Here is a 14,057-nt window from a genome sequence, read left to right as displayed (position 1 = left end):
GCATCAGCCCTCGGCCGCGTCGAGCAGGGGCTGGATCTCCAGCTTCTGCATCCGCAGCATCGTCGCCATCACGCGGTCGGCCCTGGCCCGGTCCTCACCGCCGATCAGGTCGAGCAGGACCCGCGGAGTGATCTGCCAGGAAAGGCCGTAGCGGTCCTTGAGCCAGCCGCACGGGCCGGCCTGGCCGCCCTCGGCGGTGAGCTTCTCCCAGAGCTCGTCGACCTCCCGCTGGTCCTCGCACTCCACCTGCAGCGAGACGGCCTCGGTGAAGGTGAACTCGGGGCCGCCGTTGAGGGCCACGTACGCGCGGCCGGCGAGCTCGAAGTCGACGGTCATGACCGAGCCGGCCGCACCGGGACCGGTCTCGCCGTAGCGGGTGACCCGGGTGATGCGGGAGTCGGGGAACAGCGAGGTGTAGAAGGCGGCGGCCTCTTCGGCCTGGTCGTCGAACCAGAGGAAGGTGCTGATGTTCTGCATGCGCCCGACGGTAGCGGCGGGGTCCGACGGGTGGGCCGAGCCACGGCCGGGGGTCACCGGTTCGGCGCCCCCGGCCGCGGCCCGGCCGCGGATCAGTGCACCCAGCCCGCGTAGCGCTGGGTGAAGCGCTGACCGGTGTGAGCGGTCACGACGACGTCGTACCGGCCCTGCTGGTCCAGCGGCCAGGCCAGGTCGGCCTGCTTGCCCGGCTTGACCCAGACGGTCTGCGCGGTGCCCGCGAAGTCGTTGGGCGCGGCGGTGAAGGCCACGTCGGTCATGCCGTCGTTGGCGAGCTGGAGGCTGAACTTCCCGTTGCCGCGCAGGTCGGCGGTGACGATCGGCACGCCGACGTCGTTCCGGCCGTCCTGGCCGTCCCGGACCACCGTGCCGCCGAAGCGGCGGACGAAGCCGTCCGGGCCGTGGACGGTGAAGTCGTAGCGGCCGTCGGTGGCCGCCGCGTCCCAGACGTACCGGGCGGTGGCGCCGGGGGCGACGGTGTACGGGGTGCCCGCGAACGGGAGCACGATGTTCGGGTAGACGGTGTACGGGAAGGCCACCGAACCGTCGTTGCTCATCGTGCAGGTGACCTTGCCGGTCTTCCGGTCCACCTCCACGTCGGCCCACGGCTGGTACGGCAGCGGGCGGTGCGGACGGTCGCCGCGTTCCTGGACGGGCATGGACTGGGCGCCGACCGCCGGCAGCGCGACGCCGGGCAGCTTGGCGCCCGCGTCGGCCTCGGCCATCAGGGCCTTGGTGTCGGGCAGCGTCGGGATCGAGTACTCGGGGGCGGCGAAGTCGAAGCAGCTGGTGAGGTCGCCGCAGACGGCCCGGCGCCAGGCCGAGATGTTCGGCTCGGCCACCCCGGTGACCTGCTCCATGAAGCGCAGCACCGAGGTGTGGTCGAAGACCTGGGAGTTGACCCAACCACCGCGCGACCAGGGCGAGATGACCCACAGCGGGACACGGTTGCCGAGGCCGATGGCACGTCCCTGGGTGAACTCCTCGGGGGTGCCGGGCTCGGGGGTGGGCGGGACCATGTGGTCGAAGTAGCCGTCGTTCTCGTCGTACATGACGAGGAACACGGCGTGCCGCCAGACGTCCGGGTTGGACATCAGCGACTGCAGCGCCTGGTCGACCCAGTGCGCGCCGTAGGCCGGGCCGGCGTCCGGGTGCTCGCAGAACAGGTAGGGCGCGACCAGCCAGGAGACGGTCGGCAGGGTGCCGTCCTTGCAGTGCTCGTCGAAGTCGGTCGGGTCGAACTTGGTCATCGCGTTGACGTACCGCGGGTCGTCGTGCGGGAACGCGTGGAACTGCTTGAAGTACGAGAGCGCGTTGTCGTCGTAGTCGCCGGTGCGCTCGTCCTTGCTGGGGTTGTGGTAGACGCGCCAGGTGACGCCGGCCGCCTCCAGGCGCTCGGCGTAGGTGGTCCAGTCGGCGACGGGGTTGTCGGTGACCGGGGTGTTGTCGATCCACGGGCCGGTGGTGCCGTCGCGGCCGGGGCCGGAGGTGCCGGTCCACAGGTAGAGGCGGTTGGGGTCGGTGGGCCCCGCGAGGGAGGTGAAATAGGCGTCGCAGACGGTGAACGCGTCGGCCAGGGCGTACTGGTAGGGGATGTCGTCCCGGTTGAAGTAGCCCATGGTGCGCTCGCCCTTGGCGGCGATCCACTTGTTCATCGCACCGTTGTTGATGGCCTGGTGGCCGGTCGCCCAGTCGTGGGCGAGGCCGCCGGCGTTCTGCGCGTTGTACTTGGCGGTGTCCATCCGGTACGGCAGCATCACGCCGCCGTCGCTGCGCCGGCTGTCCGGCTGGCGGAACACGTCGGTGCCGTCCGGGAACTGCAGCGCCTGCTTGTCGCCGAAGCCGCGGACGCCGGCGAGGGTGCCGAAGTAGTGGTCGAAGGAACGGTTCTCCTGCATCAGGACGACGACGTGCTTGACGTCCTTGACGGTGCCGGTGAGCGGGGCGGCTGCGGTGGTGCCGGGCGCGGGGGCCGGGGCGGCTTCGGCCGGCGCGCCGGCCAGACCGGTCAGGGCGGTGGCGCCGGCCGCGGCGGTGGCGCCGACGAAGGTACGGCGGGAGAGCTCGGGCATGACGAACTGGCCTCTCGGGGCTGCGGGTCTCAGAGCTGGAAGGTGGCGACGGCGGCGGCGGTGTCGGACGGCCACTCGTTGCCGGCCGCGTTCGGCTCGGGCTGCGGCCAGTCGGCGACCAGCGTGTGCGCCTCGACCAGCCTCAGCGGGCCGGCGTACTGCACGTAGTCGATCCGGTCCTGCGGCTCGGGCCGGTCGCCGCGCCGCTTGCGGGTGGGCGACCACGTGGCGCCCGGCGCCTTGGCCGGGTCGCGGTTCTCCTCGCGGAAGGTGTCGGTCAGCCCGGCGGCCTGCAGCGCCACGGTGACCGGCCAGCCGACCGGGCCGACCCCGCCGTGCGCGGCGGTGGCGGCCGTCCAGTCCAGGTGGGAGGGCGAGGAGAGCGCGCCGGCGAGGACGACCGGGAGGCCCCGGGCCGCGTCCGCGCGGACCGCGGCGGCGAGCGCCGTGGCCTGCTTCAGCCGCAGCGAGCCGTTCTCGGCGGCCACGACCTGGGCGGCGGTGCTGCCGTCCTGCACGGCGTACGGGCCGTAGCCCGCCTCGTCCAGGTGGGCGGCCCAGAAGCGGACGGCCCGGCCGCCGGGCAGCTGCAGGGTGGCCGCGGCGGCGGGCAGGTCGGCGGTCGGCGGGGTGACGTCGGCGAGCGGGTGACGGCTGAGGATGCCGACGCTGCCCGGGCTCTGGTAGGCGTACCAGCCGAGGGCGTCGGCCAGGGTCTTGGCGCGCTCGCCCGCCGTCTCCTGCAGGGCGAGGACGTCCAGGCCCTGGGCGAGGACCACGCGCAGCTGCTTCTCCAGCGCGTCGGAGTAGCCGGATCCCGCGTCGTGCAGGTTCCAACTCGCGGCCTTGAGACGGGGCTTGGCCGCCGGGTCGACGACGGGGACGAGCACGGTGACGGTGTCGACGGCGCCCGCGCCGTCCTTGACGCCGACGACGACCACCTCGGGGTTCTTCCCCGCGGTGGCGGGCGCGGTGCCGGTCAGCGTGCCGTCCGCGCTGACGGACGCCCAGGCCGGGCCGCCGACCTTGCGGAAGGTGGCGGAGCCGGGCGCATTGCCGACCGGGCGGGACCAGAGGCCGCCGAGCTTGACCTGCACGGCGGCGCCCGGGGCGACGGGCGTGGCGGTGAGCGAGTCGACGGCGGCGTGCGGGCGGACGACCGCGGGCTTGGGGCGGAAGCCGAACGGGGCGCTCTGCGAGGATGCCGTAGCCGTCCTTGGCGAGCAGGTAGGCGGTGTACGGGCCGCCGGTCAGCGCGGAGGTGTCGAGCTGGACGTCACCGGTGGCGGCCGGGGTGTACTTCCACAGCAGCGAGGACCCGGTGCCGGGCCGGCGGCTGCCGTCGTAGATGCCGACCCAGTTCTTTACGTCGGGCGCGTCGGTGCTCCAGTGGAAGGTGAGCCGGTCACCTTCGGTGGGGTTGGAGGAGGAGGTGAGGGTCAGGGCGCTGCCTGCGGCCACGGTTGTCCTGTCCGCCGCGCCCGGAGCCCGGTACCGCCGGGGGACGGTGCACGGGTCGGGTACGGCTGGTCACGGAGTCAGGGAGGGAGGGTTCGCCGCGGTCGGCTGTGCGGACAGTTGCGGGCTGTCCGCACAGTTGGCTGTACAACTGCGGGCGACCTCATTCACCTGGAGGTCAGCGACCGGGGCATGAACGACGCATGACGGGCCATCGGGCGGCACGGGAACTTCAGCGGGCGCACGAAGAGGGCCGCGACGGATGAACCGTCGCGACCCTCCGGTACGTGGAGCACTGCTCGTTCGCGCCCGCCGGGGTGGGGCCGCACCCCACCCCGACTCGCCACCCCGACTCGCCACACCGACGCGTCAGGCCGGAGCCTCGGGCGGGGGCATCAGGCCAGGGCGAGGAACAGCTTCTCCAGCTCGGCCTCGCTCATCGGCGCGGCGTCCTCGTCGGCGGCGGCCATGCACTGGCGCATCCCGCTGGCGACGATCTTGAACCCGGCCCGGTCCAGGGCCCGCGAGACGGCGGCGAGCTGGGTGACCACGTCCTTGCAGTCCCGGCCCGCCTCGATCATCGCGATCACTCCGGCCAACTGGCCCTGGGCGCGACGCAGCCGGTTCAGGACCGCGCCGACCGCCTCCTCGTCCACCTGCATGTCGGGGCCGCCTTTCGCATCGACTGTCGATGCACCAGTGTACCCCGCGGGGTATTCGTTCCCGGGTGGACGAAGCCCGTACCGACCGCCCCCCGAGGAACTCGGCTCAGCGACGGGCCAGCCGCCGCTCGCCACCGGCGCCGGTCGCGTACGGCACCTCGTAGTGCGCGAACACGGCGGGCTCGTCCTCGGCGGGCAGGACGTCGTCCGTCCCGATCGCCGGAGCCCCCTTGACCTGGCTCTTCGGGTAGGCCACCCGGACGTAGTCCGGCCCGACCACGGCGCCCACCAGCGGGACGAACACCAGGCGGCGCCGGCCGGCGAAACCCACCGTGACGGTGGCGAAGAACGCCTCGTCACTGGCCGTCTCGACGTAGACCGCCTCCAGCTTGCCGATGCGATGGCTCTTCTGGTCGACCACCGAGTGGCCGCGCCACTCCCGGATGTCTGCCATTGCGATTCCCACGGCCCGGACCTCCCGTCGCCGGATGTTCCACTGCCACTCCCCGATCCTCCATCCTGCGCCGCGACGGGCGACCCCGCGCGGCGGCCTCCCGGCCGCGCGCCGGCGTGAGCGGCCGGCTCCGCGGCGTGAGCCACCCGTTTCCGCGGTGTGAGCGGCCGGCTCCGCTGCAGCACTGCGAGACGAAAGGGACATACGGGGGTGACCCGACCAACCGGCGCCGGGGGTCATGACCCGGGCTCTAGGCTGGCCGGCGAGGCCGCGAGCAGATCATCGGACTCTTGCGGGCAGGTTGACGGGTGGAGGGGGCAACAGCCGTGGGATACGAGTCCATGTGGGGGCCCGGCGGGGTCGGGCACCCGGCCGACCTGCGGCCCGACATCCCGCACCCCGCCCGGATGTACGACTACTACCTGGGCGGCAAGGACAACTTCCCCGCCGACCGCGCCGCCGCCGAGAAGGCGCTCGCCGCCAACCCGGAGTTCCGCTCCACCGCCCGCGCCAACCGGGGCTTCCTCACCCGCGCGGTGCGCTGCGTCGCCGAGCTCGGCATCGACCAGTTCCTCGACGTCGGCACCGGCATCCCGACGGTCGGCAACACCCACGAGATCGCCCGGGCCGCCGACCCGGGCGCCCGGGTCGTCTACGTCGACAACGACCCGATCGTGCTCAGCCACGCCCGCGCCCTGATGGCCGGCCCCGGGCACGGCCGCACCAGGGTCGTCCGGGCCGACCTGCGGCAGCCCGCCGCCCTGCTGGACGCCGTCCGCGCCGTGCAACTGCTCGACCTCTCCCGGCCGGTCGGACTGGTCCTCGCGGCCGTCCTCCACTTCCTGCGCGACGACGACGAGCCGCACCGGGCCGTCACCACCCTGCTGGACGCCCTGCCCTCCGGCAGCCACCTGGTCCTCTCGCACGGCACCGCGGACTTCATCCCGGCCGTGGTCCGCGACCGCGTCACCGGCGTCTACGACAAGGCCACCGCCCCGCTCGTCGGCCGCACCCGCGCCGAGGTGCGGACCTTCCTCGACGGCCTCGACCTGCTCGACCCGGGCGTGGTCACCGTCCCGCTCTGGCGCCCCGACACCGCCCCCGCCCCGGGCGCCGACCGCGTGAGCATGTACGGGGCGGTGGCCCGCAAGCCCTGAGCCCGGGGTGGACGCCGACCGCATCCAGCTCGACGGTCAGCAGGCGCACCCTGGCGCCGTACGGGACGTGGACGCCGAAGTCGATGACGGCTTCCGGCAGTTGCCGCGACCCGCAGGCTGAGGCACAGGCCACCGCAAGGACTCGCCCGTGGCCCGCTGCGGCCCACCGGCGCTACGACGGCGGCTACCGCTCGCGGCCACGGCTGTGGAATCCCGTTCGCCTCCGGGCCGGTGCTCCCGTAGCGTGCACGGGTCGTGGTCAGGAAGAGGGCGGTTCGGAACGTGGTGGCACGCGGGGTGGTCGGGCGGGAGCAGTTGGCGGGTGCGGCGCGGGCCGCGCTGGGCGGCGGACGGCGGCTGACGGCCGTCGAGCGGCTCGCCGGCGGCAGCCGGAAGGGCGTCTACCGCCTGGTGATGGACGACGCCACGACGGCGATCGCCTACCGGTGGAGCGACACCGAGAACTACTGGCCGGCGGCCGCGGGCGACGCCGACCGCACCGATCCGTTCTCGCCCGGTCTCGGGCTCGACCTGTTCGAAGGCGCACACGCCCGGCTGCACGCGCTCGGGGTCCGTGTCCCGGCGATCCGCTCGCTCGACCGCGGGGGCGTCCACGGCCCGGACGACCTGGCGATCGTCGAAGACGTCCGGGGCGGGAGCCTGGAGGAGTTCCTCGCGCGCGATCCGCGTGCGGCCGCCCCGGTCCTGGCCGGGCTCGGCGAGGCGCTGGAGGCGATGCGGGGTCATCGGGCGGCCGGGTACGGCAAGGTGGCCGTGGTCGACGGCGGCGGGGCCTCGCGCGGGACGTCCTGCGAGGGGGTCGTGCTGGACCGCGCCCTGGGGGACCTCGCCGAGGCGGCCGCGCGGGACGGGCGGATCGCCCGGGCCCGCGGCCGGCTGGAGGAGCGGCTGCTCGACCTGGCGGCGGCGGTGCGGCCGCGCGCGGAGTACGCGGTGGTGCACGGCGAACTCGGGCCCGACCACGTCCTGGTGGGCGCGGACGGGCGCCCGGTGGTGATCGACGTCGAGGGCACGATGTACTTCGACGCGGAGTGGGAGCACGTCTTCCTGCGGATCCGCTTCCACGACGCCTACCGGCCCCTCGCGGTGGACGGGCTCGACGAGGACCGGCTCGCGTTCTACGCCCTGGCGCACCGCCTGTCGCTGACGGCCGGCCCGCTGCGGCTGCTCGACGGTGACTTCCCCGACCGGCCGGCCATGGCCGGCATCGCCGAGCACAACCTCCGGCAGGCCCTGGCCCTGCTGTGACGTGCCGCGTTCCGGCGTCGGCCGCAAGCGCTCAGCCGGCGAAGAGCCGGCGAAGCACGGGCCCGAGGTGGTCCGCGTGCGGGCCGGGGAGGGCGGCGGCCTCGGCCGGGGAGCCGATCAGGACGATCCGGTCGAACTCGGGCTCCGCGCCGAGCGACCGGTGGGCGGCGCACAACTCCGCGTGGCGCCCGGTCAGTTCCCGGGCCGGGCGGGGCGGGGCGAGGTGGAGCACGCCGACGCTGCCGTGCTCGCCGCGGACGAGCAGCCAGCGGGTGAGCCGTTCCGGGGGCGTGAACACGCCGGTCTCCTCGACGAGTTCCCGGGCGGCGTGGCGGCGCAGCGCGGGCGGGTCGAGCGGTTCGCCGGGCGGGGGCGGCTCGACGCAGCCGCCCGGCAGGCCCCAGCGCCCGGGGCGGGCGGTCGGGCCGGCCATCCGGCCGACCAGGATCCGGCCGTCGTCGGCGGGTTGGACGACGGCGACGTACAGGGAGCTCGCCCGGGCGGTGGCGCCCGGGACGAGGCGCAGGGCGAAGCGGCGGTAGCCGATGCGCGCCCAGTGGACGACGAGCGTGTCGGGGCTGTCCTGGACGAGGCCGGTGCAGGCGACGACCGGGCCGTCGAAGAGCCCGGGGTTCGCCCGGACGGCCTGCCTCCAGGCGCGGTCCATCGCGGCCCGCTCCGGCTCCGGGAGGGGTGGTGCGGGGGTTTCGACCAGGCGGATGCCAGCGGGTTCGAGGAGTTCGACGTCGACGGGCCCGGTGGTCGCGGCCGCGGGCTTCAGGTCTTCGGTCATCCCGCCATGGTGGCAGGGCCCCGGGTTCGGCGGCGGCCGATCGGAATTGTCATGACCGGACGACAAGCCCATGAATCGTGGGGCGGAGAAAGCCAGTTGGGGCGCGATTCGCCGAATCGTGGGCGAATTGACCGGCCGCGCGGGAAATCCCGCTCCGGGTACACACGTCGGCGCGTGCACCCGGAGCGCGGGCGACCGGAGGTCAGAGGCCGACCTGGATCTCGGCGCGGTGCCGGATGTACTCGTCGGGGTGCGAGCGGGCGATCGCGACCGCCGCCTCGACCAGGCCGTGCAGCGCCGCGGGATAGGCGCGCGGCACCAGCGGGAGACCGGGGAGGATGCAGCGGCGGACGTCCAGGTCCTCGTTGGCGACGAACTCCCGCAGCGCGGTCTCGTACCAGGTGTCCCGGACGCTCGCGCCCTCGTCGGCGGCGGCGCCGTTGCTGCCGTCCCCGATCGACAGGGCCGTCCAGTACCAGGCCCGCGCGGCGCCCGCCCGCTCGGGGTTGGTGCCGGTGCGCAGGTAGCCGAGCAGGGCGAGGCGGACCCGGCGCTGCCCGAAGGCGAGCAGTGCCGGCTCGACGAAGCGCCGGTTGAAACTCGGGTTGGGGTCGTGGACCGCCGCCTCCAGCAGCGCCTCGAAGTACTCCTCGGGCAGTTCGGACCGTCCGGCGACCGCCTTGTGGACCTCCCACCGGGCCGCGCTCTGGTAGTCGGGGCCGGCCGCGACCTCCGCCCCTATCAGGCGGAGCAGACGTGCGAGCCGGAGGTCGAACGCCTGCGATTCGTCCGCCGTACGCCCGGGCAACGGCTGGAGAATCCGCACCTCGCCTGCCGTGTCCTTGGTTTCCACGAACATCCTCCTCATTCTGAGTCATCGGCAGACTACTCGCCGATACACCAGTTCGGAGGTCGTTTTCGGCCAGGCCCGGGCTTTGATCGGTTTCCGGTGAGGAATTTTGACGAACACTCAGCCCTCAATCGGCTCAAACCGCGCGAGTCGGCCGGCCCGGATCCGGCGGGAGCACCCGGAGTGCCGGGAGCGCCGGGCTCAGGACGGACGGCCGGGCGGGACCAGTCCGGACTGGTAGGCGATCGCGACGAGTTGGGCGCGGTCGCGGGCGTCGAGCTTGGACATCGCCCGGTGCACGTGGGTCCGCACGGTGAACGGGCTGACGAACATGCGCTCGGCGATCTCCTCGTTGGTGAGGCCGGTGGCGGCCATCGACATCACCTCGCGCTCGCGGGCGGTGAGGAGGGCGAGGCGCTCGCTCGTCGGACCGCCGGCGCCCGGGTCGGGCTGGGCCAGCAGCTGGTCGATCACGGCGCGGGTGGCGGCGGGCGAGAGCAGGGCGTCGCCGGCCGCGACGGTCCGGACGGCGGCGAGAAGTTCCTTCGGGTCGGCGCCCTTGCCGAGGAAGCCGCCGGCGCCCGCGCGCAGCGCCTGCGCCACGTACTCGTCGATCTCGAAGGTGGTGAGGATGAGCACCCGGGTGCCGGACAGCTCCTCGTCGCCGCAGATCGCGGCGGTGGCGCCGAGGCCGTCGGCGCCGGGCATCCGGATGTCCATCAGGACGATGTCGGGCCTGGTCGCCCGGGCGAGCTCGACGGCCTCGCGCCCGTCGGCGGCCTCGCCCACCACCTCCATGTCCTCCTCCGCGTCTATCAGCATGCGGAAGGCACCGCGCAGCAGGGCTTGGTCGTCGGCGAGCAGTACCCGGATGGTCATGCGTGGTCCCTGTCCTCTCGAACGGCGCGAACCTGTCGGGTGGCGCGGTCCTGTCCTTCGGTTTCGTGCGTACGGGTGGCGCGGGCGCCCCGGGGGCCGCAGAAGGGCGTCACACCGCTCCCCCGGACGGCGCGGTCCGGTTCACCGGCCCTCGGCGTCCCGGCTCCCGGTGCCCCGGCTCCGCGGGGTTCGGTTCCTCGGGGTTCGGTTCCTCGGGGTTCGGCTCTGTGGGCTCCGGCCGCGGCGGCCGGGTCGGGGCCGTCGTCGCGGGCGCCGGTGCGCAGCGGCAGCTCGGCGGTGACCAGGAAGCCGCCGTCGGGCCGTTCGTCGGCGGCGAGCCGGCCGCCGACCGCGCCGGCCCGCTCGCGCATGCCGATCAGGCCGAAACCGCTCTCGCCCGGGGCGGGCTGGGGCAGTGGCGCGGCGCGGGGGCGCCCGGTCGCGGTGGGGCGCCCGTTGGCGATGCTGACCGACACCCGGCTCCCGCTGTAGGCGAGGGTGACCTCGGCGTCGGCGCCGTGGGCGTGCTTGGCTACGTTGGTCAGCGACTCCTGGACGATCCGGAAGGCGGTGAGGTCGACGCCGGGCGACAGCGGCCGGGCCTCGCCGCGGACGGTGAGCCGGACCGGCAGCCCGGCCCGTTCGAAGGAGCCGAGCAGCTCGGGCAGCCGGTCCAGGCCCGGGGTGGGTTCGAGCGGGGCGGGTTCCTCGGCGCGGCGCAGCAGGCCGACGGTGGCCCGCAGCTCCTGCAGGGCCGAGCCGGTGGCGTCGGTGATGTGGCTGAGCACCTCGCGGGCCTGGACCGGGTGGCTGTCCATGAGGTGGACCGCGATACCGGCCTGGGCGTTGGCGAGGGCGATGTGGTGGGCGACCACGTCGTGCAGGTCGCGGGCGATCCGGATCCGCTCGTCGGCGACCCGGCGGCGGGCCTCCTCCTCGCGGGTGCGTTCGGCGCGTTCGGCGCGCTCCTCGATGGCCGCGAGGTGGGCGCGGCGGTTGCGGATGGAGTCGCCGAGGGCGCCGGGCAGCAGGGCCCAGGCCAGGACGCCGAGCCGTTCGCCGAGGGATGCGCCGGTGCCGACGGACAGGGCGATCCCGGTGAGCAGGACGGCGCTGCCGATGGAGGCGCGCAGCGCGGTGGCGCGGTCGGTGCGGACGGCCAGGTAGTAGAGGGCGCAGAGCAGCGGGGCGGCCAGCGCGACGGTCAGCCGGGGGCTGGTGAACGCGAGCAGGACGGTGCAGGCCAGGGTGACGGCGGTGACCGCCCGGGGGTGGCGGCGGTGGGCGAACAGGGCGAGCGCGGAGACCAGCCCGAGGAGTCCGGAGACGGGTTCCAGGCTGCTGATGTGGCCGGTCTGGTCGATCGTCGCGCCGACTCCGACGACCGCGATCAGGACGGCGCCGCCGATCACGTCGAATCGTCGGGGGTGGTTCCGGCGCATGCGCTGCCAGGTGGTGGTCATGGTGCTGGTCTCCGGGTCGCGAGTCAGGGGCCGTCGGCGCGAGCGGCGACGGCCCCTGACTGCAACGGTAATCGGTGGGCGTGCGGATCCCGGCCGGGCTAGACCGTGACCGACTCCCGGATCGGGGCCGCTTCTGCGGCGGGCGTCTGCAGCTTGCTGCCCTCGACGTCCACGTCCGGCACCAGGCGGTCGAGCCTGCGCGGCAGCCACCAGGCGCGGTGGCCGAGCAGGGCGAGGACGGCCGGGACGATGGTCATCCGGACGACGAAGGCGTCGAACGCGACGGCTGCGGCGAGCCCCAGCCCCATCATCTTGATCATCGGCTCGCTCATCCCGATGAAACCCGCGAAGACGGCGATCATGATGAAGGCCGCGGCGGTGACCACCCGGGCGTTGTGCCGGAAGCCGGTGACGATCGCCTCGCCGGGCTGCTCGCCGTGGACGAAGCCCTCGCGGATCCGGGTGACCAGGAACACCTCGTAGTCCATGGCGAGGCCGAAGACCACGCCGATCATGAAGATCGGCATCATGCTCATCACCGGGCCGGTCTGCTCCACGCCGATCAGGTCGGCCAGCCAGCCCCACTGGAAGACCGCGACCACGGCGCCCAGGGCGGCGGCCACCGAGAGCAGGAAGCCGAGTGCCGCCTTCAGCGGGACGAGCACGGAGCGGAAGACCACCAGCAGCAGCAGGACGGCGAGGCCGACGACCAGGGCGAGGTAGGGCACCAGCGCGTCCGTGAGCTTCTGCGAGACGTCGATGTTCATCGCCGTCGTGCCGCTGACCAGGACCGTCGCGCCGGTGGCCGACGTGAGGGAAACCGCGCCGCCGCGGATGGTGTGCACGAGGTCCTTGGTCGCGGCCTCGCTCGGGCCGGTCGCCGGTATCGCGTTGAGCAGGGCCGTGTCACCGGCCTTGTTGAACATCGGCGGCGTCACGGTGACGACGCCCTGCAGGCCGGAGAGCTTCTTGGACACCTCGTTCGCGGCGGCCTTCGGGTCGGCGACGCCCTTGGCGTCCACCAGGACGGTCAGCGGGCCGTTGAATCCGGGCCCGAAGCCCTCGGAGAGCAGGTCGTAGGCGCGGCGCTGGGTGGTGGAGGTGGGCTTGGCCTCGTCGCCGGGCAGGCCGAGCCGCAGGTCGAGCGCGGGGGCCGCGAGGACGCCCAGGCCGATCACGCCGCCGAGCAGCACCGCGAGCGGGCGGCGCAGCACGAACCGCGCCCAGCGGGAGCCGCCGTTCTCCTTGGTCGACGCCCGGTCGGCGTCGCCCCGGGCCTTTCGGACCTTGCGCGGCAGCACCTTGCGGCCGATGAAGCCGAGCAGCGCCGGGACGAGGGTGAGCGCGACCAGCACGGCGATGACGACCGTCCCGGCGGCGGCCATGCCCATCTTGGCCAGCATCGGGATGCCGACCACGGAGAGCCCGGCGAGGGCGATCACCACGGTGAGGCCGGCGAACACCACGGCGGAGCCGGCGGTGCCGACGGCCCGGCCGGCCGCCTCCTGCGGTGTCCGGCCCTCGGTCAGCTCGGCCCGGTAGCGGGAGACGATGAACACCGCGTAGTCGATGCCGACCGCGAGGCCGAGCATCATGGCGAGGGTGCCGGTGGTGGTGGACAGGCCGAGGACGCTGCCGAACGCGGTGATCAGCGCCATGCCGAGGCCGACGCCGACGACCGCAGTGAGCAGCGGCAGGCCGGCCGCGACCAGCGAGCCGAAGGTGATCACCAGGACGACGGCGGACAGCGCCATGCCGATCGCCTCGCTGCTGCCGCCCGCGTCGGGCTTGGCCATCAGCGCGTTGCCGCCGACCTCGACCTTGAGCCCGGCGTCCCGGCCGTGCTGGGCGGCCTGCTCCAGGGCGGTCGTGGCGCCCTTGGACAGCTCGCCCGCCTTGGCGGCGTAGCTGACCGTCGCGTAGGCGGTGGTGCCGTCCTTGGAGACCGCGCCCGCCGTGAACGGGCTGACCGCCCCGGTGACCTGCTCGGCGTGCGCGAGCTCGTCGACCGTCCGCTCGACCGCCTGCTGGTTGGGGGAGGCGGTGATCTTCTGACCGGAGGGCGCGACGAACACCAGCCGGGCCGAGGCGCCGTCGGCGTGGCCGCCGGGGAAGCGCTCGTTCATCAGGTCGAAGGCCTTCTGCGCTTCCGTGCCGGGCATCGAGAAGCCGTCGTCGGGCGCGGCGGGCGCCTTGGCCGCCAGGACTCCGACGGCCGCCAGCACGGCGACCCAGAGCAGGGTCACCAGCCGGCGCCGGACGAAGGCCCATCGGCCCAGACGGTAGAGGAACGTGGCCACGGGAGAGCGGACTCCTTCGGTGCGGTGCTCGGTACAGGGCGCGCCGCGGGCGGGCCGTACGCCCCACGAGGGCGCGGTCCGCCGCAGCGTGACCAATCCTTGATCGGCGGGCCCTGCTCCGTCGTCGTCCCTGCGCAGGCCGTTTGCGTACTGCGGACGCAGTACGGCCCTCCCCCGTACGGAGGAGCGCACGCCCGGCGCCGGG

The 14,057-nt window shown here is 74.0% G+C and carries 12 protein-coding genes; 2 read left to right on the top strand and 10 right to left on the bottom strand.

What is annotated here, in order from left to right:
- Positions 1-3 precede the first annotated feature (3 nt).
- The 5 genes from ACZ7KX_RS20525 to ACZ7KX_RS20505 all read right to left on the bottom strand — a co-directional run bounded on the left by ACZ7KX_RS20525 (position 4) and on the right by ACZ7KX_RS20505 (position 5,141).
- Complete coding sequence (locus ACZ7KX_RS20525) at positions 4-477, bottom strand: VOC family protein (RefSeq protein WP_470327659.1); 474 nt, start codon at positions 475-477, stop codon at positions 4-6.
- 92 nt (positions 478-569) lie between these two features.
- Positions 570-2,567 (bottom strand): phosphocholine-specific phospholipase C, encoded by a 1,998-nt coding sequence (locus ACZ7KX_RS20520; protein ID WP_470327658.1) that lies wholly within the window; start codon positions 2,565-2,567, stop codon positions 570-572.
- Positions 2,568-2,596: 29 nt separating this feature from the next.
- The gene (locus ACZ7KX_RS20515; RefSeq protein ID WP_470327657.1) at positions 2,597-3,664 is read right to left on the bottom strand and encodes an endonuclease/exonuclease/phosphatase family protein; all 1,068 of its coding nucleotides are present in this window, start codon (positions 3,662-3,664) and stop codon (positions 2,597-2,599) included.
- Between the two features lie 756 nt (positions 3,665-4,420).
- Positions 4,421-4,687 (bottom strand): metal-sensitive transcriptional regulator, encoded by a 267-nt coding sequence (locus tag ACZ7KX_RS20510; RefSeq protein WP_188303232.1) that lies wholly within the window; start codon positions 4,685-4,687, stop codon positions 4,421-4,423.
- A 106-nt stretch (positions 4,688-4,793) separates the two neighbouring features.
- Positions 4,794-5,141, bottom strand: a complete 348-nt coding sequence (locus ACZ7KX_RS20505; protein WP_396546306.1) for a PRC-barrel domain-containing protein — start codon at positions 5,139-5,141, stop codon at positions 4,794-4,796.
- 326 nt (positions 5,142-5,467) lie between these two features.
- On the opposite strand from ACZ7KX_RS20505, the gene ACZ7KX_RS20500 reads away from it, so the two are divergent.
- Positions 5,468-6,298: an SAM-dependent methyltransferase gene (locus ACZ7KX_RS20500; protein ID WP_470327656.1), complete on the top strand. Its 831-nt coding sequence runs from the start codon at positions 5,468-5,470 to the stop codon at positions 6,296-6,298.
- 255 nt (positions 6,299-6,553) lie between these two features.
- A complete protein-coding gene (locus ACZ7KX_RS20495; protein WP_470327655.1) occupies positions 6,554-7,567 on the top strand; it encodes a phosphotransferase family protein in 1,014 nt (337 codons plus the stop codon).
- Between the two features lie 31 nt (positions 7,568-7,598).
- Here ACZ7KX_RS20495 and ACZ7KX_RS20490 read toward each other — a convergent pair whose 3' ends face one another.
- The 5 genes from ACZ7KX_RS20490 to ACZ7KX_RS20470 form a co-directional block, all read right to left on the bottom strand.
- Entirely contained in the window at positions 7,599-8,360 is a 762-nt protein-coding gene (locus ACZ7KX_RS20490; protein ID WP_470327654.1) for an NUDIX hydrolase, read from the bottom strand.
- A gap of 202 nt (positions 8,361-8,562) precedes the next feature.
- Positions 8,563-9,219, bottom strand: coding sequence for a hypothetical protein (locus ACZ7KX_RS20485; protein ID WP_470327653.1), 657 nt, complete (start codon positions 9,217-9,219; stop codon positions 8,563-8,565).
- A gap of 192 nt (positions 9,220-9,411) precedes the next feature.
- Positions 9,412-10,089 (bottom strand): response regulator transcription factor, encoded by a 678-nt coding sequence (locus ACZ7KX_RS20480; RefSeq protein WP_470327652.1) that lies wholly within the window; start codon positions 10,087-10,089, stop codon positions 9,412-9,414.
- The gene (locus ACZ7KX_RS20475) at positions 10,086-11,552 is read right to left on the bottom strand and encodes a sensor histidine kinase (RefSeq protein ID WP_470327651.1); all 1,467 of its coding nucleotides are present in this window, start codon (positions 11,550-11,552) and stop codon (positions 10,086-10,088) included. The genes ACZ7KX_RS20480 and ACZ7KX_RS20475 overlap by 4 nt, the downstream gene beginning before the upstream one ends.
- A gap of 98 nt (positions 11,553-11,650) precedes the next feature.
- Entirely contained in the window at positions 11,651-13,852 is a 2,202-nt protein-coding gene (locus ACZ7KX_RS20470; RefSeq protein WP_470327650.1) for an MMPL family transporter, read from the bottom strand.
- Positions 13,853-14,057: the final 205 nt, after the last annotated feature.

Source organism: Kitasatospora sp. NPDC038210 (assembly GCF_055600605.1).
This window is presented reverse-complemented; position numbering and strand designations above follow the sequence as displayed.

Excerpts from the sequence above, each read along its gene's own strand:
- ACZ7KX_RS20485 (WP_470327653.1), bottom strand. The coding sequence starts at position 9,219 with ATGTTCGTGGAAACCAAGGACACGGCAGGCGAGGTGCGGATTCTCCAG.
- ACZ7KX_RS20505 (WP_396546306.1), bottom strand. The coding sequence starts at position 5,141 with ATGGCAGACATCCGGGAGTGGCGCGGCCACTCGGTGGTCGACCAGAAG.
- ACZ7KX_RS20475 (WP_470327651.1), bottom strand. The coding sequence starts at position 11,552 with ATGACCACCACCTGGCAGCGCATGCGCCGGAACCACCCCCGACGATTC.
- ACZ7KX_RS20525 (WP_470327659.1), bottom strand. The coding sequence starts at position 477 with ATGCAGAACATCAGCACCTTCCTCTGGTTCGACGACCAGGCCGAAGAG.
- ACZ7KX_RS20480 (WP_470327652.1), bottom strand. The coding sequence starts at position 10,089 with ATGACCATCCGGGTACTGCTCGCCGACGACCAAGCCCTGCTGCGCGGT.
- ACZ7KX_RS20510 (WP_188303232.1), bottom strand. The coding sequence starts at position 4,687 with ATGCAGGTGGACGAGGAGGCGGTCGGCGCGGTCCTGAACCGGCTGCGT.
- ACZ7KX_RS20490 (WP_470327654.1), bottom strand. The coding sequence starts at position 8,360 with ATGACCGAAGACCTGAAGCCCGCGGCCGCGACCACCGGGCCCGTCGAC.
- ACZ7KX_RS20520 (WP_470327658.1), bottom strand. The coding sequence starts at position 2,567 with ATGCCCGAGCTCTCCCGCCGTACCTTCGTCGGCGCCACCGCCGCGGCC.